Source organism: Alcanivorax sp. 24 (genome assembly GCF_004360225.1).
In the GTDB taxonomy this organism is placed as follows: Bacteria; Pseudomonadota; Gammaproteobacteria; order Pseudomonadales; family Alcanivoracaceae; genus Alloalcanivorax; species Alloalcanivorax xiamenensis.
On sequence record NZ_SNUA01000021.1, the window covers coordinates 15565 to 33827 of the forward strand.

General features: G+C 58.8%; 17 protein-coding genes. 10 read left to right on the forward strand and 7 right to left on the reverse strand.

The window, feature by feature from the left end; all coding sequences use genetic code 11:
* Positions 1–809 precede the first annotated feature (809 nt).
* The 9 genes from E0L37_RS19655 (at position 810) to E0L37_RS19695 (ending at position 9618) form a co-directional block, all read left to right on the forward strand.
* Positions 810–2942, forward strand: coding sequence for a type VI secretion system Vgr family protein (locus E0L37_RS19655; protein ID WP_240687517.1), 2133 nt, complete (start codon positions 810–812; stop codon positions 2940–2942).
* A 3-nt stretch (positions 2943–2945) separates the two neighbouring features.
* On the forward strand, positions 2946–4316 hold the full coding sequence (locus E0L37_RS19660; RefSeq protein WP_240687518.1) for a DUF2169 domain-containing protein: 1371 nt from the start codon (positions 2946–2948) through the stop codon (positions 4314–4316).
* A complete protein-coding gene (locus E0L37_RS19665) occupies positions 4306–5304 on the forward strand; it encodes a DUF4150 domain-containing protein (RefSeq protein WP_133493352.1) in 999 nt (332 codons plus the stop codon). Before E0L37_RS19660 ends, E0L37_RS19665 begins: the two co-directional genes overlap by 11 nt.
* Before the next feature lie 128 nt (positions 5305–5432).
* Complete coding sequence (locus E0L37_RS19670; RefSeq protein WP_133493353.1) at positions 5433–5783, forward strand: hypothetical protein; 351 nt, start codon at positions 5433–5435, stop codon at positions 5781–5783.
* A 39-nt stretch (positions 5784–5822) separates the two neighbouring features.
* Positions 5823–7025: a hypothetical protein gene (locus E0L37_RS21705; protein WP_205655658.1), complete on the forward strand. Its 1203-nt coding sequence runs from the start codon at positions 5823–5825 to the stop codon at positions 7023–7025.
* 73 nt (positions 7026–7098) lie between these two features.
* Positions 7099–8061 (forward strand): hypothetical protein, encoded by a 963-nt coding sequence (locus E0L37_RS19680; protein WP_133493354.1) that lies wholly within the window; start codon positions 7099–7101, stop codon positions 8059–8061.
* A 215-nt stretch (positions 8062–8276) separates the two neighbouring features.
* Positions 8277–8597 (forward strand): SMI1/KNR4 family protein, encoded by a 321-nt coding sequence (locus tag E0L37_RS19685; protein ID WP_133493355.1) that lies wholly within the window; start codon positions 8277–8279, stop codon positions 8595–8597.
* A 70-nt stretch (positions 8598–8667) separates the two neighbouring features.
* Positions 8668–9051: a hypothetical protein gene (locus E0L37_RS19690; RefSeq protein ID WP_133493356.1), complete on the forward strand. Its 384-nt coding sequence runs from the start codon at positions 8668–8670 to the stop codon at positions 9049–9051.
* Positions 9052–9174: 123 nt separating this feature from the next.
* Positions 9175–9618, forward strand: a complete 444-nt coding sequence (locus tag E0L37_RS19695) for a hypothetical protein (RefSeq protein WP_133493357.1) — start codon at positions 9175–9177, stop codon at positions 9616–9618.
* A gap of 408 nt (positions 9619–10026) precedes the next feature.
* Here E0L37_RS19695 and E0L37_RS19700 read toward each other — a convergent pair whose 3' ends face one another.
* The 7 genes from E0L37_RS19700 to E0L37_RS19730 all read right to left on the reverse strand — a co-directional run bounded on the left by E0L37_RS19700 (position 10027) and on the right by E0L37_RS19730 (position 15733).
* On the reverse strand, positions 10027–10545 hold the full coding sequence (locus tag E0L37_RS19700) for an AmiS/UreI family transporter (RefSeq protein WP_133493358.1): 519 nt from the start codon (positions 10543–10545) through the stop codon (positions 10027–10029).
* A 45-nt stretch (positions 10546–10590) separates the two neighbouring features.
* On the reverse strand, positions 10591–11193 hold the full coding sequence (locus E0L37_RS19705) for an ANTAR domain-containing response regulator (RefSeq protein ID WP_133493359.1): 603 nt from the start codon (positions 11191–11193) through the stop codon (positions 10591–10593).
* Complete coding sequence (gene amiC / locus E0L37_RS19710; RefSeq protein WP_133493360.1) at positions 11190–12347, reverse strand: aliphatic amidase expression-regulating protein AmiC; 1158 nt, start codon at positions 12345–12347, stop codon at positions 11190–11192. Before amiC ends, E0L37_RS19705 begins: the two co-directional genes overlap by 4 nt.
* Positions 12348–12380: 33 nt before the next feature.
* Positions 12381–13502 carry an AAA family ATPase gene (locus E0L37_RS19715; protein ID WP_133493361.1) on the reverse strand — a complete coding sequence of 374 codons (1122 nt, stop codon included), beginning with the start codon at positions 13500–13502 and terminating at the stop codon, positions 12381–12383.
* 87 nt (positions 13503–13589) lie between these two features.
* On the reverse strand, positions 13590–14630 hold the full coding sequence (locus E0L37_RS19720; RefSeq protein ID WP_133493362.1) for an aliphatic amidase: 1041 nt from the start codon (positions 14628–14630) through the stop codon (positions 13590–13592).
* 457 nt (positions 14631–15087) lie between these two features.
* Positions 15088–15357, reverse strand: coding sequence for an ATP-binding protein (locus E0L37_RS19725; RefSeq protein ID WP_205655659.1), 270 nt, complete (start codon positions 15355–15357; stop codon positions 15088–15090).
* Positions 15358–15433: 76 nt separating this feature from the next.
* Positions 15434–15733, reverse strand: coding sequence for a hypothetical protein (locus E0L37_RS19730; RefSeq protein WP_133493363.1), 300 nt, complete (start codon positions 15731–15733; stop codon positions 15434–15436).
* 260 nt (positions 15734–15993) lie between these two features.
* On the opposite strand from E0L37_RS19730, the gene E0L37_RS19735 reads away from it, so the two are divergent.
* Positions 15994–18150, forward strand: coding sequence for an IgaA/UmoB family intracellular growth attenuator (locus E0L37_RS19735; RefSeq protein ID WP_166643105.1), 2157 nt, complete (start codon positions 15994–15996; stop codon positions 18148–18150).
* Positions 18151–18263: the final 113 nt, after the last annotated feature.

Consider the following 18263-nt stretch of genomic DNA (forward strand, 5'->3'; position numbering starts at 1 on the left):
GTTGCTGTGGGAAGCGGCCTTGGCCGCGAATGCTCCTTCGGGTCGTTGGCAATTCGCTTGCGAGCAAGTCTCCCACAGTGGCTTCGTGGTTCGTTGCTGTGGGAAGCGGTCTTGGCCGCGAATGCTCCTCCAGGCCGTTGGCAATTCGCTTGCAAGCAAGCTTCCCACGGCGGCTTCGTGGTTTGTTGCTGTGGGAAGCGGCCTTGGCCGCGAATGCTCCTTCGGGTCGTTGGCAATCCGCTTGCAAGCAAGTCTCCCACGGCGGCTTCGTGGTTTGTTGCTGTGGGAAGCGGCCTTGGCCGCGAATGCTCCTTCGGGCCGTTGGCAATCCGCTTGCAAGCAAGCTTCCACGGCGGCTTCGTGATCTGGTTTGGGAGACGGCGCTTGGAAAGCGTGACCATCATCACAAAAACAGATCGGAGAATGTCACTTGTGTGGCGAAGAATATCCTCTTGAAGTCTGCTGAGAATATGAAAATGTTTTGTTTCCGTACCGAAAAGCTTCCTCATTCCATGCCGAAGAGCTGGCGTTATCGCTTTGATACGATTCGCTTTCCTTACTGTCATCGAGCTGTCTTCAACGGATGGGATCATGGCGTTTTGCGATCCGTTATAACCGCTTCATAAAAGTCTGTTCGTTGGGGTTAGTTGGTTGACAAACTTGATGGTATAAAAGAAAAAGACGGGCTGAGAGATTCCTATTACGGATATGGGAATGACGTTATCAACAGGGAGCGTTTCATCTGTGATCTTTCCGCGCATTTCTTCCGATTGCCTCCTTTCCCAATATCGTAGAGCGGCGTTATGAGCATGCTTGTGCAAGCTTTTCGTTCCTTGATCAACGAGCAGCACAATCGCCTGCTGCGACTGAAGTTTCCCCATGACGACGGACCGGATGCGGTACTGCTGCCGGAGCAGTTGGATGCGGTGGAAGGCTTGTGCCGGGATTTCAGTTATACGGTCACGTTGATATCCGACGATGCCCATCTGAATGCCAAAAGTTTCATTGGTCGCATGGTGACGCTGGAACTGGTGCGCAAGGATGGCTCTCTTCGCTATTTTAATGGTTATGTTTTCGAGTTTTCCCGGCGCGGTACCGATGGCGGCTACGCCACCTATGAAATACAGCTGGGGCCGTGGCTCAGTTTCCTGAAGTTGCGTAAGGATAATTACCTGTTCCAGAACCAGACCGTGGCGGATCAGACCGCGGAGGTCTTCGCGGATTACCCGTTGCGGGACTATCGTACTCATTTTATCAAACCGGAAGACGATGCCGCGTTAACCTTCGCCATGCAGTGGGATGAATCCGACTACAACTATCTGCATCGTCGTTGGGAAGAGCGGGGTTGGTATTACTGGTACGAGCATCGGGCCGACGGCCATACGCTGGTGCTCAGTGATGACTCGGCCACCTCGGAACCCGTCGATGGCTCACAACGGGTGCGTTATCACAAGGAAGGAGGCAGCCGGGTCAGCGATGCCATCAGTGAGTGGTTCGCCCATCGCCGTTTGGCGTCCACCGCTTACAGCGCTTCCAGCTTCAACTTCAAGAATCCGCAACCGCAGATGGCCAGCGCCGCCACCGTCAATGAGCAGGGCATGGTGCCGGACCTGGAGGTTTACGAGTACGCCGGCGCCTACGGTTTCAAGGCCCGGGAGAGCGGAGAAATGCAGAGCCGCCGCCGCATGGAGGAAATCGAGGCCCACGCCAAGGTGTTCCAGGGTGAGGGGGATTGCAGCCGGTTGCAGCCGGGCCGCTGGTTCGGACTGGTGGATCATTTCGATCATGATGTGGAGGAGGAGAGCGACCACCAGTTCCTGGTGGTGGAGGCGCACCATCAGGCGCGCAACAATTACCTCGGCAAGGAGTCGGCTTCCCATTACGAAAACCGCTTTCAGTGTCTGCGCAAGAAAGTGCCCTGGCGACCCGGGCGCGGCTTCAACAGCCAGCAGCCCAAACTGTACGGGCTGATGACCGCCACCGTGGTCGGCCCCAGTGGCGAGGAGATTTATTGCGACGAGTATGGGCGGGTGCGGCTGCAGTTTCATTTCGACCGCGAGGGCCAGAGTAATGAGGCCAGTTCCTGTTGGGTCCGGGTGGCCTCTAACTGGGCCGGTGAGCGCTTTGGTTTCATGGCGGTGCCGCGCATTGGTCAGGAAGTGCTGGTCCAGTTTCTGGACGGTGACCCGGATAAGCCGATCATCACCGGCCGGGTCTATAACCAGGCCAATATGCCGCCGTGGGATCTGCCCGCCAACAAAACCCAGACCGGGATCCTGACCCGTTCCAGCCAGGGCGGCGGTTATGACAACGCCAACGCCATCCGCTTCGAGGACAAGAAGGGCGAGGAGCAGCTCTGGATCCACGCGGAAAAGAACCAGGATATTGAGGTCGAGAATGACGAGACCCACTGGGTCGGCCAGGATCGCGTCAAAACCATCGACCGTGATGAAACCAGCCACATCAAACGCGACCGCACCGAAACCGTGGATCGCGATGAAACCATCACGGTGCACAACAACCGCACCGAAAGGGTGGACCAGAACGAGACCATTTCCATCGGTGCCAATCGCACCGAGGACGTGGGCGGCAATGAGAATGTGGTGATCGGCGGCAACCAGACCGAATTGATCAAACAGGCCAAGGCGGAAACCGTGGCCCTGGCCAAGGCGCTGACCATCGGCGGTGCTTATCAGGTTTCCGTGGGCGCGGCCATGAACACCACCGTGGGGTTGTCCCAGTCGGAGCAGGTGGGGATCAATAAATCGGTTCTGGTGGGCAAGCGTTTCACCATCAATGCGCGGGATGAGCTGGCCATCACCGTCGGCAAGTCCTCGCTGGTGATGAAGTCCGATGGCACCGTGCGCATCAATGGCGTGCAGTTTGAATTCGGTGCCAGCGGGCCGGTTCACATCATCGGCAAGGACGTGGATATCAACTAGGTGATGATGGAATTCCGCAACCTCACGCCTTTCGATGCGCTTTGCTACGGTGGTCTGGATCCGGCCGGCGCCGAGCATCGAATTATCGCGATGAAAGTGGGCTACCGTCTTGTACCCGACGACAACGAGGCCGGCGTGTTTCATGCCCGGGTGGTGGACGATGAGCCGCTGCCGTTGTGTATGGAAGACCGTTACTACGGAGAGCCGGGGCACTCCAGTGCTTTCGAGGAAAGCGATCTGGCGCCATACAAACCCAAGTGCGATGTCCTGCTCAGAGGGCAGGCTCACGCGCCCGGGGGCAAGCCATCCCGATCATGGCGGGTGCGCTTCAAACTGAGTCTGCCGGTGGCTCCCGCGGAGATACAGACACCGCCGCCGCGGCCGCTGAATCCCCGTATGCCGTTGTCGGAAAAACAGCGGGATCAGTGGCAGCTTGAGCTTCAGCAGGCGGAGCGGACTCGATTACAGGCGCCCACCGCCCGCGTGCTGATGGACAAGGTGCTCCAAGTCACCGGGGAGCGTTATTTCAAACGCCGCTGGGGACGCTGGTGGCTGTCCCGCCCGGCCCGTGCGCGGACGGTGCCGTTGCGCTGGGAATATGCCTTTGGTGGGCGTAGTGAAGTCGCCAATCCCGGCCATGCCGGCGATCCGTCCGCGCCGTCTCATTGGCTTAACGAAGTCTGTTTCAGTAACCCTTTGGGCCGCGGCTGGATCGAGCGCCGTCATCGCCGCCTGGCGAACAAAGCCGGTCAACCGCTGACCCGGCTGCCGGCGCCACGAATTGAAAACCCGCAACAGCCATGCCGTGAGCTGGTGCGGGGCCGTCATCCGGACGGTGAACAGGATGCCCGGGCAATGGCGGATCTGGCTGCTGAATATGGTGCCACGCCGGCGGGATTTGGCATTGTCGGCCGCGCCTGGGCGCCACGGCTGGCTCATGCCGGGACTTACGACGATGACTGGCTGCAACAGCGCTGGCCGGGTTTGCCGGAGAACTTCGATTTCGCCTATTGGAATGGCGCGCCGGTGGATCAACAGATCGAGTATCCGTTGCCGGGAACGCGTCTTGAGTTGTGGCATCTGACCGACCCGTCGCAAACACCGCGCGGTTATCTGCGAACCGAGCTGCCGCAACACAAGCCCTTTGTTTTGCTGCGCATGGAGAACGGCGCCATGGTGCCGATGCCGCTGCTGACCGACACCCTGATCGTCGATACCGACACCATGGAGCTGCATGTGACGCATCGGATTTCGATTCCCCAAGGGACGCCGGTACGTGCCATCGAAGCCCGGTTTGAGACCGATCCGGAAGCGCCATTGGTAAAGGTGGATCAGACCAGGCTTGAAGTGGAGGAAACCACGGATGGCGGATGATTACATTGCCCGCAAGCAAGGTGGCTGGAAGGTGGTCAGCCTGGCCCCGGATGTTTGCAAGACGCCGATGGGCAGTAGCACGCCGCCGGTGCCGTACCCGGTTACCGCCGAGCTGGCACAGAGCGGCAAGACCGCGGCCACGGTGCGTGCCAACGGCCATGAATTGGTGCTGTTCGACGCCAGTCTGGTGCCCAAAACCCTGGGGGATGCCGCCGGCAGTGCCAAGGGGGTGAAGAGTGGTACGGTGGGGGCGGCGAGCTGGCCCAAGGGACGCAGCAGCAGCGTCTTTGTACAGGGCAAGCCGATTGTTCGCCATGACGACGAATTCTGGATGAACGGCAGCCATGGTGGCAACTGGACCATCGCCGAGCTATTGAAAGTGTTATGCCCCAAGGATAAGGACGTGGTGGACGATCTGGCCGAGACCGATGTCTACATTGCCGACGATATCTACTATGACGACCTTATCTACGACGGCAGCCAATGGATTGTTGACCGCTTTCCTGGCGGCGGCTCCTGGGGCGGCGATTCTTTATTGATGCTGGCTACCGGTTCCGCGCAGGCCGCCGCAACCACCGCTTATCACGAGCTGATACACAAACATCAGGACCCGTCCATGAGCCGGCAGGCGATGGAGGAAGACGCTTACTACAGAACCGAGGCGTGGACCATTGAACGGGGGATGGCAGCCCCGAGTATCGACGGGTTCGAGTTCAGGACCACCAATGCGGATGGCGCGCTCGTGCCGAACCGGGATGACATCGAACGGTTCGTACAAGAGACTTATCCTATCCCGGCGGTTCCAAACGCCCCCTTTCCGGTGGGAGTGACCGCTTCCGGTGACGTGCAACTGAGCGATGGCAATACCCGACCACCGGAGAAAGGAGACCGCATAGCGGGGCAGGAGGAGACGGCACGTAAAAGAAAAGTGCCCCGCTCGGTATGGAAGTGCCCGGGTGAAGGCGACACCCCGCCTGAGGAGGAATGAATATGCTCAGGGACATGGAGCGTTGCTGGTTTTTGTTGGGTCTCTTGTGCCTGACGGCCCTGACTCAGGCCTGCGTTGGAAACAATAACGGAAATAACAGCGGGCAGCCCCCGCCAATGGATACCACCATGAGCAGCATCGAAGTGAATACCGCCGATGGCGTCCACCCGCTCACCATGGCGGATCTGGAAGCGCTCAAAGCAAACCTGATTGAAGTCTTGTCCGAAAAAAAGCCGGAGCAGGACTACGGCTTCCTGATCGGCGAGCTGCGCGACCATTCCGCGCCCATGATCAGTGAAGACGGCGTGGCCAGGATAGGAGGCTGGCGCCTCACGGAAATTTCCGGGAAGCCGGTGTTCGAACGGCAGCAGATGCCGCGGGCGCCGTTGATGCGTTTTTTCCATGCGCCGATTGCCTTGGACAAAGACGGTCGCTGGCGGGTGGCGGACGTCATCATCGTCAAGGTGCGGGGCCGCTAAGCAGCGGGACCGGAGCGATTATGGGAAAGGATGCCGGAGATGGATGACGTCATCGTACTCCCCCCGATCACGATCTACGGGGGCAGGGAACTGCCGAACGGCGATTGGCTGCATGTGGACCCCAGAACCGAGGGGGTTCTCATGGAGGTGTTCCCGGCGGATGAGACCATCGAAACGCCGCTGTCCCGGGAACTGCTCAGCTACGATGACTACGCCGCCTATCGGGAGGCTCACCCGGAACTGGATCTGCCGGAGTTCGAACCGCCGGACGAGGAGGAAGAGCAAGCGTCCATTGGCCGCCAGAACCGCTCCATTCAGAGCCACGGCGGTGGTAACACCATAGGGCGAGTGGTTGGCGAAACCGGCGCCACTCCGGGACCGGCCAGCGAGGCCAACCCTCCGGTGGAATCGGAAACCGAAGAAGAGGATGGGTTCTGGTCCCGGAACGGTGAAGGCATTCTGGATGGCACCCAGTTGGTCCTTGATGGCGCAGGCTTGATTCCTGTGGTCGGAGAGGTGGCCGACGGGATCAATGCCCTGGTCAGCCTGGCACGCGGCGACTACGCCGGCGCCGCCCTGTCCGCAGCCGCCATGATTCCCTTCGCCGGTTGGGGTGCCACAGCCGCCAAGGGTGTGCGCAAAGGAGCGGACGCCCTGGAAGGTGCGGGCAAGGGGGCCAGGGAAGCGACGGAGCAGGGGGCAAAAAGGGCGGATGAGCCTTCAACGGGCGGCGGCGGTAAAGATGGAAAAGGCGATGGCGCTAAAACCAAGGGGCGGGGGAAATGTGTTCTCAGGCCTTACCGGCCCGACACGTGTAAGGCGGAAAGTAAGATTGGACATCACGTCGTTCCCGATCGAGCGTTCAGACTTGGAGCTCGTAAAGGCGCTGGAAGACGTCAGATCCCTGGTGGTTTATCCGAGCCAGAGGGCCTTGTGATTTGCCTGACTAGAAGCCAGCATACCCGAGTGCACCGGCTATACGATCAAAAGTATGAGCCTGGAATCGGTGCACTTGGTTCCCCTCCGGGAACGGCCAGCCTGCTTGCTTTAGAGATGGCGGGGGCTAAAGCCGCGGCTTCGGTCACCGGTTGCAAGACATCCAGCCTCGCGGCTCAGTTACGCGCTTACCATCAGGCGAAGGGAATGGGGCCGGATTTCAAGGTCAGGGCTAATAAGAGCGGCAAACTGACGCGTGAGCTGTCGTTTGGCGACTTGGGTAGTGAAGGCCCCGGGGAATTCTAGAGAAGGCAATACTATGTCAAACACGAAAGGTTCACCGATTACATTCGTAAATGGTTGCGCAATAAATCGGGATATGTTTTACATCGCTTCTTCCCCGGACGTCTGGGCCGAGTCGGAAGATACTCCTTATTCCGTGATGTTTATTTACCAGGATCAGACGGAAGAGAAATGGTTCTATCATGAGCTGCCGGGCTGGGAGGTGGTCTCAACGTGTTTCCCAGAGCCAAGGGCCAACGAAACACGAAAGGCCTATGCACTTAGTATCGACGGCGAAGTCGAATGCTACAGCCGGGATGGCGTCACCGTTGAAGTGATCGACGACGCCGGCGATAAGGACGGCGGCCCGAATTACGGTCCGGTGAACAGAATCCGTAAGCTGGGCAAACACCTGTATGTTTGCGGTCATGGCGGCCAGGTCTACAGAAATGTGGATACGGGGTGGGAGCATTGTGATGCTGGTCTGCTGCAGGCTCCTGCTTCCGTTCAGAACTCTTCGGGAATAACGGAAGAAGAGCGGAAAAAAATGATCCAGAGCATGATCGATGCAATGGATCATGAAATCGCGCTTTATGATATCAACGGCCCGAATGAGGATGACCTGTATGTCGTCGGTAGTGATGGCTTTATGGCTCACTACGATGGCAAGGTCTGGAACCAGTTGGATCGTGTTACCGGTTCCCACCTGAATTGTATTCATGTCGTATCGCCTTCGGAGCTGTGGATCGCGGGGAGTGCGGGGACGGTGCTGCGGGGCAATGCGCGGCAGGGTTTCAACGTTGTTGCCCGAAAAACATCGGAATGGGATTTTTTGTCCATTACTTCCTATGAGGGCGCCGTTTACCTTTCCGCTGACGACGGCATTTATTCCATGCGGAATCAGAAGCCGGAACGCCTGGATATCAGTGATAAACTGAATTTGAGAGACGTCTCCGATATTGAAGCCAAAGATGGTGTTCTTTGGGCTCTTTCGCCGAAAAAACTGCTTCGCTTCGACGGTAATGAGTGGGAGTGCTTTGAACATCCGAACAACCAGTAAGCTCGGTTTTGATACAGTAAATCAATATTTTCCTGTTTTTATGGGATCAAGATGGTTTGTCTTGAATGAAAGAGTGCAACGAAGCCATAGCGCTAATTCAAAAGAATCCTGATGTTGGAACCTTTGTCGGGCCACCTGAAGAAAGGTTGATTGAGCTCGCTGAAAAGGCTTTGGGGCAGGTGTTCCCTCCTTCTTATCGACGTTTTACTCTGTAGCTGGGGGCCGGTAATTTCGGTGCGGTGGAGATCTATGGAGTGATTGATGATGACTTTGAGAACTCCTCGATTCCTGACGGCGTTTGGTACACCCTTCATCTAAGGGCCACACAGGGATTGCCTGCCCACTTTCTGGCCATTGGCGAAGATGGGATGGGAGGGGTGATGTGCATTGATTGTCGCGAAGACGGGAATGGAGAAGGTCCGGTCCTCGTGGTACGCCTGGGAGCTCCCGAATCGGTGGCCCAGGAAAAGGTTGCCAGCGATTTCGGTACTTATCTTTTGGAAATGGTCATCACTGAGCTTGAGGAAGAAGGTTAGGTTCGCCATCGAGCTTGATTACTCATGCACCTTCGCTGGTTGATTGTTAATCCTTCATGGTCAGCCTTTTATGAGTGTGGATATCAGAAGGGCCATTGATTTTATCGGGCATGCCTCAAGCTATCCGGAACTCGATGATTTTCTGATCGGGTCGGGCATCGAGCAAAGGCTGACAGCCAAGGACCTGCCTTCCGCGGAGCTGCTGGCCGATAACGGCACGGTCGTTTTGCAGTTCACCTCCTCCTATGCCGAGACTTATGGCAAACCACACAGTGAAGGTCTGCTGTTTCTGGAGGATGTCACAGCACAGAATCCGAAGTACGAGGACGATATCGGGCCTTTTACCAGTGATTTGCCGCTGGGCTTGCGAATGGATATGACGGGGGGGGGGGCATTGTTTCTCTGTTGGGAGAGCCTGACTATAGCGGGGAGTTTTTCGGTGGTTTCTTTTTGACCTACGATGGTCTCGTCCCGAACATCACCGTCAACATCAAGCTTGATATCAAGAGCAGGGAGATCATCTTCGTCAGGTTCATGCCTGTTGAAGTCTGATCCGCCTGATGCGGGAGTGTCTCCGGTGGCTACCGAAAATCTAGACCAGTTAATGCTCTCGGCATTGGGGAAGGGCAACAAGGATGACGAAGTCAGGAAGGCATTCGCGGAGGCCTCGTTGGCTAACTGGCCGGATGTCGCGGATGATCGGGAGGCGGCCTGGAACGTTGAGTATTGGCGTTATGGCTGCTCTCTGACTTTTGTCGAGACCGGGCAATACGAGCAGTTGTTTGATGAACATGGTATTCAAGGTGGGTTGGTGGCGGCCACATCGACTTTTTATCTCCGTGGCGTTGATGGCTTCCGTGCATTCCCTGAGGAACCGCCTTTTGGATTGACCCCAGGAATGAAGCCTGATGAGGTGGCGGCTTGTATCGGCCCGGTGCGGGCTTCCAGAGTTCCCTATGATCGCCGGGTGGACCTGTTCTTCGTGGATGCTATAGCCGGGATGGCGTCACTGTTGAAGTGATCAACGACGCTGGCGACAAGGAAGGTGGTCCGAATTACGGTCCGGTGAACAGAATCCGTAAGCTGGGAAAACACCTGTATGTTTGCGGTCATGGCGGCCAGGTCTACAGGAGGGTGGATGCGGGTTGGGAGCATTGTGATGCTGCTTCGCTTCGACGGTGATGAGTGGGAGTGCTTTAAGCATCCGAATAATCAATAGAAGGCTCGGGTTTTCGAATGCTCTTCTGTAGGAGCCAGTCGGGGCGGCCCTTCGCTTGCAAGCAGGCTTCCCACAGCGGCTTCGTAGCGTAAATCTGTGGAAGCCAGCTTGCTGGCGAATCCCGATCCTCCGATGTTGTCCCATTCGCCTGCAAGGCAGGCTTCTACAGCAGGGGTAGAGAGGCAAGTGCCGGGTGTGTATGCCGACCGATCAGGCCTGCACGACTTGTTCAAGCAGCAACAATCCCGGTATCCAGCCGGTGAATACGGCGCATAACAGAGTGAGCCATGCGACCGGCTTTTGGATATTTCGCGACAGCCCCAGCAGCAGAAAGAAGCTGAACCACAGCACGGTCCAGGCTATCCAGTTGAAGGTATTCCATAGGCCGAAATCGTCACCGATGTTCGCCAGTGACTGGATCGCGATAATGCCGGCGGTGAGGCTGACGAAAAGACAGAACCAGCCCAGCCCCTTGCCATCCACATTGAGAAACTGGTTGGCGGCGACCCACAGGTAGGTGAAGGCGAACAGCAGGGTGAATGCGCCGGCCTTGATCGACAACGGGCCCGAGGGTTCGGCGAGAATCAGGAATAGAGCGATGCACAGGCTCAGTGCACCGACGAAAAGGTTGATGACGGCAACCTCGCGGCCGCTGATTTTGTTCATCAGCCAGATGCTGTTGAGAAACAGCACGGCGCCGACATACAGCAGGGTGAGTCCGAGTATCATGATGTGTGCTCCTTGTTGTTATTGGCATGATTCAGGGCCGGCTCTTTACCGTCCCGGTTGCTGTTGCAAGATCTCCCTGGCGATTTCGAGAATGGATTTCCGCTTCTTCATGGCTTCCCGGGAGAGAAAGGTGTGGGCCTGCTCTTCCTCCCAGTTGTGTTGCTTCATTAATCGCACCTTGGCGCGGTTAATGTCCGTCTGATTCCCGATCCGGTCCTGGAGCTGGGCGTTCTTTTGTTTCAGTTTTGCTGTTTCCTCGCTGTTGCGGCGAGCGGAGACCAACACTGGAAGCACTTTATGGCTGTCCAGGGGTTGGGTGATGACACCATGACAGCCCAGTTCCAGGATCTGCGACAGAACGGCCGGGCTTTCGTATTCCACCAGGGCGACCACGGTGGTGCGCGGATCACCGGCGGTCACCAGGCCGCTGATTTCCTCGTGGTGACGGCTTTGGAAGATACCGGTGAAAATAACATCCACCGCCACCTCGCATTTTTCCGGTGGTGGCCAGAAGTGACGCACGGAACAACCGATACGGATCAGCTGCAGTACCAGAGCGTCACTGATGTCTCCGGGCGGGTTGATCACCAGGACCCGCAGGTCCCGAAGCGTATTGAGAATGGCGGCGGCGCTGGTCGGGGTGGTCATCGGCGCTCCTCCCGGCCCATACTGGCGGACCAGTCGTCCAGGTTGTGTACCACCACGTAAGGGTCTGGTCGGATCGGTTGCGGGGACTGCCACTTGACCTGGAAAGCACCCCGGGCGTCGATCTCGGCGATCCGCGAAGTCAGATGGGTATGATTGTTCTGCCTTTCGATACGGATCGGCCCCTGTGGCGCGTCCAGCTCCAGTTGATAGAGCTGACGCCGCACATCCTCCACGTACCAGCTGCCGGCGGCCCGCATCGCCCGGGCCAGCATCAGGGTTTGGCAATAGGCCGCCTCGGCCCAGGCAGTGATGGTGACATCGTCGGGGAAAAAGTCGTGACAGGCGTCGACGAAGGCGCGGCTGGCAGGGGTGTCGATGCTGGAAAAATACGGGGCGACAACGACATGGCCCTCGGCGGCGTCGTTGCCCATCTCCTTCACTTCCGCCTCGCTGGTGGTGAGGCTGGCGATGGGCGGGCGCGCCGAGGTGCTGTAGTGGCGGGCAAAGGCACGGTAAAGCTCCGCCGTGCCGGTGCCCACCACGGTGGAAAACACCACATCGGCCTGAGCTTTGATGATCCGCTCCACCGCATGATTGACCTCATCGTCGGACGGATAGAGCGGAATGTAGATCTCCTCCACCACGCTGCCGCCATGCTGCCGATAGAGATGGCGCATGACGTGGTTGCTTTCCCGTGGATAAATGTAGTCCGAGCCGATGAACACCACCCGCTCGCCGTAATGATTGATCAGATAGGCGGCCAGGGGCGCGCTGTTCTGGTTTGGCGCCGGACCGCCATAGAAAATATTCGGGGAGTATTCGAAGCCTTCATAGGGGGTCGGGTAGCAGAGCAGGGCGTCGGCCCGCTCGATCACTGGCATCACCGCCTTGCGGGTGTGAGACATGTAACATCCCACCAGTAACTTGACGCCTTGATTGCGAATAAAGTCCTCGGCGCATAACCGGTAACGGTCCGGATCGCCGCCGGGATCATGGCTGACCGACTCGATAGCGTATCCGTTCACGCCCCCTTCGCGGTTGGCTTGTTCGATGGCGAGCAGTGCGCCATAGCGTTGGGAGCGCTCGATGTCGGCGGTGACACCGGTGGCGGAGAACAACAGACCGAGAGTGGGGCGGTCCGGATGGTGGGGCATGACAGGTCTCCTGTTATTGTTATGAGCCCGATATCACCGTGGCAGGAAAATGACGTTCTGGTGTTCCAGCCGGGCCCAATACACCGTTGGGGTATCGCCATTGTCGCAGGGCTGATGGTGACGAAGAAGATACTCCGCCAAAGGCACTTCCAGATGCCGGCGGACGCCACGGCGCAGGGAGCGGGCGCCAAACTGGCGGTCGAACCCCTGCCGTGCCAGGTACGACACCACCTCCGGTTCCACGTCCAGGCGGCAATGGTGCTTGATCAGACGCTGATTGAGGCGGCGGATCTCAAGTGCCACCAATTGCTCGACGATGTCCTGCTCGATCCAGTTGAAGGTAATGGTGGTGTCGATGCGGTTGACGAACTCCGGTGAGAACGCCTTGAGCAGTTTTTCGCGCACCAGTTTGTCGATGTGGTGATGACGGCGGGCATGGCCATGCGACAGCAGGCGACCGGGAAAGCGGGCGCGCCGTTCGTCGTACCGCTGAATATCCCGGGCGCCAAGATTGCTGGTCATGAAGATCAGCGTATTACGAAAGCTGTAGGTCCGTTCGCCTGACGCCACGGTCAGTATGCCGTTGTCGAAGACGTTCAGCAGCGCCTGGATTACTTCTTTGCTGGCCTTCTCCAGTTCATCGAACAATACGATGCCGGGGCGGCCCTGGGTGCCTTCCAGTTTGTCCTGGTCGAGCAGAGTGGTGCCTTCCTTGGCACCTACATAGCCCGGCGGAGCACCGGTCAGCGCGGCGGCATAATGCTCCTGGGACAGGGTATTCATGTCCACCCGGCAGAAGGCGTCGGCATCCCCATGCAGGGTGCGCGCCAGAGCGCGCACGATCTCGGTTTTACCAACCCCGGTGGGCCCCAGGAACAAAGCGGTGAACAATGGCCGGCGAGGATCGGTGAGGTCGGCGCGCACCACCTTGAGGATGTCTTCCACCGCTTGCAGGGCCGGGTCCTGCCCGAGGATTTCATCGCGCAGGGTTTCCATGATGGCGCGGACATCGAAGCGATAGCGGCTCTGCAGAGCGGTATGGTGGCGCAAATGGGCTTGTACGACGTCGTGCGTCGCCGTGTTTTCGTGATTCAGAGCCTGACGCTGATCCCGTTGCCTCTGATTTTGGTCGATCATGTCGTTGAGAAAGGGCATGGCGTGTCCCTGTTGCGCGGAAAAACTGTCCGGAAATAAGAGCGGTCCGAGGGGAAGGCGGCGTGCCGGGTGACACGCCGCCGCGTCTCAAGCCTCTTTTTCCAGGCCCTCGTAGGGCACATTCCCCACCGGGCATTGCGCCACGCCCGCGCTGGAACGGGTGATCCTTTCCACGTTCTCGCGCGCTTTTTCCGCGTCGTTGACCCAGGTCTTGTAGAACTCAAACGGACATTCCGCCAGGCCCTTGTCGCCGTCGCCGGAGGCGTGCATGCCGCTATAACCCCGATGCAGAATCTTGAACAGATGATTCTGGGATTGGTCGTTGGCGCGGGCATCGCGGATTTGTGACAGCGACAGCTGGGCGAACTGAATGCCCATTTCCTCCTCGCCGCATTCGCCCAGCGTTCGGCCGTCGAAACCGATCAGCGCGGAATGGCCAAAGTAGGAATAGACACCGTCGAAACCGGCGGCGTTGGCCACCGCCACGTAGCAATTGTTGGCCCAGGCCATGGCTTTGGACATCAGTACCTGCTGTTCCTTGGCCGGGTACATGTAGCCCTGGCAACGAATGATCAGCTCGGCGCCTTTCATGGCGCAATCCCGCCAGATTTCCGGGTAGTTCCCATCGTCGCAAATAATCAGACTGATCTTCATGCCCTTGGGGCCGTCGCTGACGTAGGTCTGACCACCAGGATACCAACCTTCGATTGGACACCAGGGAATGACCTTGCGGTACTTCTGGACGATTTCGCCCTTGTTGTCGATCAGGATCAGGGTGTTGTAGGGGGATTTGCGGGGATGTTCCTCGTGGCGCTCTCCGGTGACCGAGAACACTCCCCAGGTGTTGGCCTTGCGACAGGCACGCGAGAAAATTTCCGTTTCCTCACCGGGCACGGTGGCGGCGGTTTCCATCATTTCGGCCTGATCGTACATGATCCCCTGCAGACTGTATTCAGGGAAGATCACCAGATCCATACCAGGTAAACCTTGTTTCATGCCCACGATCATGTCGGCGATCCGCTGGGCATTTTCAAGAACCTCGGCCTTGGTGTGCAGGCGCGGCATCTTGTAGTTGACCACCGCCACGCCGACGGTGTCGTTGCTGCTGGAGATATCTCCATGACGCATAACTCGTACCTCTTGTTGTCGTTTTCATTAGGGCAAATGGAGTGGCCGTCACGGATGACGAACCAAAAAAAAGGCTCTTCCGGGACAAGTCCCGGAAGAGCCCATTTGCTCTGTTGGCATTGTGCAATCTGGTTGGCGTAACCGCATCGCCGTTGATGGGCGCCGCCTGTTTGTCACGTTATAGGCGCTCCTTGCCGCCGCTGTCAAGCACATGAAACCGATCAGTCATCGGATGTTGATATGGCAAATGCGTTCGCCGGCAAGCCGGTCTCCCACAGCGGCTTCGTGTCTCCGTTGTGGGGTTGTGGGAGACCGGCTTGCCGGCGAACAGTCTGACACGACTAAAGACGAGGTGACGGGATAACGCTGGCGGTCAGGTTCAGAATGGCCCGGGTGCCGGCTTCCGGTGTCGATTCAAAATCCAGCGTCCAGCCAAAATATTCACAGATCCGCAGGCTCAGAAACAAGCCGAGCCCGGGGCCTGTTCCCGGAGCAGGGGGGCGCGCAGACTCCGGGTGTAGTCCCGGGCAACCTGTTCCAGGTCGAAGCCTGCTCCGGTATCGGTGACGTGTAGCAGTACGCCTTCATCGGTCGTCACATCAATTCCGATGGATCCTTGGTGAGTGTTCTCGGCGGCATTGCGGAGCAGGTTGCTCACGGTGATATGCAGCATGGCGGCGGGGGCGTTCAAGACGATGGCGGGCAAGGGAGCGAGTTCGAAAGCCACCGGTTTGTTCGACACCAGGTGTTGATGATCGCGGACCAGGGCGGGCAGAAGCTCATGCGGATCGCACCGAATTTGTCTACCCGATCCAGGGGGCCATTGGCCGCCACGGCGATGTGATGAGTTTCAATTTCTTGTAGTTGATTGGCAGGCGCGCGGCGGCCTCTCTCGCATCCAGGGACGCCAGGCGTTTGGCAATGTCCTTGACCGGCGCGGAGAGGCGCCGGGCCAGTGAGCGTACCAACAGAATCGCCAACAATAAGCTGATGGTGTCGGTCACCGTGCTGAGCAGGGCGCCATGATTTTGCTGTGTTTCCAGTTCCGTGATATCCAGTGCCAGCACCACGTGCTCGCTACCATTGGGGTGAAGCAGTGCCACATAGGTGCGGCTTTGCCATTCGATTTTCCCGCTTGGGAATCCCCGCGGCTAATCGTGAAAGGCCTGGGGCGCGGATTCTTCCCCGTCTCTGGCGGGAATATACCAGCCATGCAGCGGGCCGACTTGTGGCGGTTCGTGGGTTTGCAGAGGCTTGTCGGCATTCAGATCCGCAAGAGTGGATTCCAGAATGAGGTGTTGATTTTTCGTACCAGGGAGAATGCTGTAGCATACGCACCACTTTTATCAAGGAGGATAAGGCCTTGGAATTATTGGGATTGTTGAAACTGCTGTTCATTCTGGTGGTGCTGGGCCTCACCGTCAGTAGCCTGGTGGGCTATTCATCCCGCCGTCGCCAGAGCAAGAAGGCGCTGGCGGCGATGCGCGAGCAGGGCGGCTCGATTCGCCGACTGAGCGAGGAGGAGCGGCGGGCGTTGCCGCCCATTCACGATCCGGCCAAACCGAAGCGTCCGCTGACGGTGGAAAGCGACGAGGTGTTTCCGCTGGAAGGCGCGTATTCCCGTCATGGTATCGAATCCAACGGGACCAGCACCTGGCACGACACCATTGGCGGTGTGGAGGTGTTCCTGCCTTACGACGCCGACCTGTTCCTGGCCGAGCATAACCGCGCCGAAGTAGTGTTCGCCGGCAAGATGGCGGTGGTGGTCGGATTGAATCAGGAATTCGATTTACCCGGTGCCCAGGAACGGGACCAACGCCGGGATGCCGCTGATCAGCAATGGCAGGATGGGGCCCGCGGTGCCTTGCAGGACGTGTTCATCGACAGTGATACCGATCGGGACGAGGATCCGGATCGGGACCAGGAGAAAGACGAGGAGGCGGCGGCGCGCAAACGCCGGGTGGATATTTACGCCCAGCGGGACGAGACCGTGGCGGAGATCGAGGCCCGTGGCGGCCGGGGCGTGGGGCTTTTGCCGGGACTGTTACTGATGCTGGCGTTCATCGGCCTGGGTATCGCCACCGCCCGGACCAGTATGTTGGCGATGTCATTGTGGAGTGGCGCCGCCGTGCTGTTGGCGGTCTTGGCGTTGTGGCTGTTCTGGCGCCGCTGGCGCCCCGGTCCCGCGCAAAAGGTGAATACGGTTACCGGTACGCTGAACCTGACGCCACTACTGTTCGACGAAGGCAGTAACACGGTGACCGTGGCCGCTACCCTGGGCGACAAGCTGAGCTTCAGCCTGCCGGAACACTGGCGTTCCCACGTGGACTATGAGGACGGCCAGCGCTTGGAGATGGATCTGCGCGTGGACGATTACTCGGTGGTCAATTACAACCGCCAGTTGTCTCTTGATGAGGAAATTCGTCGCTTTCCGTTGGCCTATTGGGGGCGGCATTTCACCATGGCGTTGGTGGCGGGTATTGGATTGTTGGCGGCGCTGTTGTTGTCACGGGCGCCCTGGGCCGATGGCATGCTGACCTGGAACGCGGTGTCCGGGGGGCGTTATCTCGAGGCGCGGGAGGTGTCGGCATTGTTGGCGTCGCCGCCGGGGGCGGGCAGCATGGTGGACCTGTCCGGCTCGGGCCGGTGCCAGGTGCGCGCGTCGATGGGGGATTGGCGGCACCCCGGAGTACACTGTGACTGGATTCGCTGGGGAGGTGATACCTCCGCGCTACCCCGAGTGGAAATCGATGAGCTCACCGCCGAGCTGTTCTCCGACGAGGTAGTGAAAACACGCCGTGATCCCTATGTGGAAATGATGGTGAAGCTGTACGGTCGGGATCCGCGCCAGGCGCCGTTACTGGTGGAAAATCCACGGGCGCTGATTGAATTGGTGGAAAATGCCTGCGGGACGCGACAACAGCACGCCTGTGCCTATCTTCGCGACACCGTCGTGGAACATCTCCGCGTCTCCTTGCCAGAGCAGCCCACCGATTGGGACGCCTTGCGCGAGGAGGTGATGGGCTATGAGGGCGACAAACCTTTGCAGGCGGTGATTGGCCAATCCGAGCTTGGCCTGGTGAAACGTCGTTTACGCGCGGTGGGGCGGGAACGGGCGGAGCAGGCGGTGCCGGACCTTGGCCGCGAGATCCATGACAACGAAAAAGGTGGTGTGCTGGTGCACATGATGGGTGACCCGGCGCTGACGCCGGCATCGATGACGGATATCGAGTTGTGGCGGCGTTTCGTCGACCTGACCGCGCCGGGCAGCGCGGAGCCCTTTTCGGCGAAGGGGATGGTGGTCCATCGCGGCGAGGATGATTCGGGCGCGCCGATACTGGTGGTGGATGTCACCCGCCAACTGGAGTGGCCCTGGCGTTCACTGCTGTTGACGGTGTGGATACTGCTGGCCGCCGTGCTGTTGCCGGTCCATGTCTGGCTGGCGGTACAGCAGTATCGCGCCAAGCGTCGCCGCGAGGCGGATCTGGCCCGGCTGCATGGCTGGGCGCAACCGTCCTGACGGGGCACTGTTGCTTGGCTATTGCTGACAACGGTTATTCGCGAGTGAACTCGCTTCCCACAGCGGCTTCGTAGTTTCTTTCGTGGGAAGCTGCTTTAGCAGCGAATGGCAGA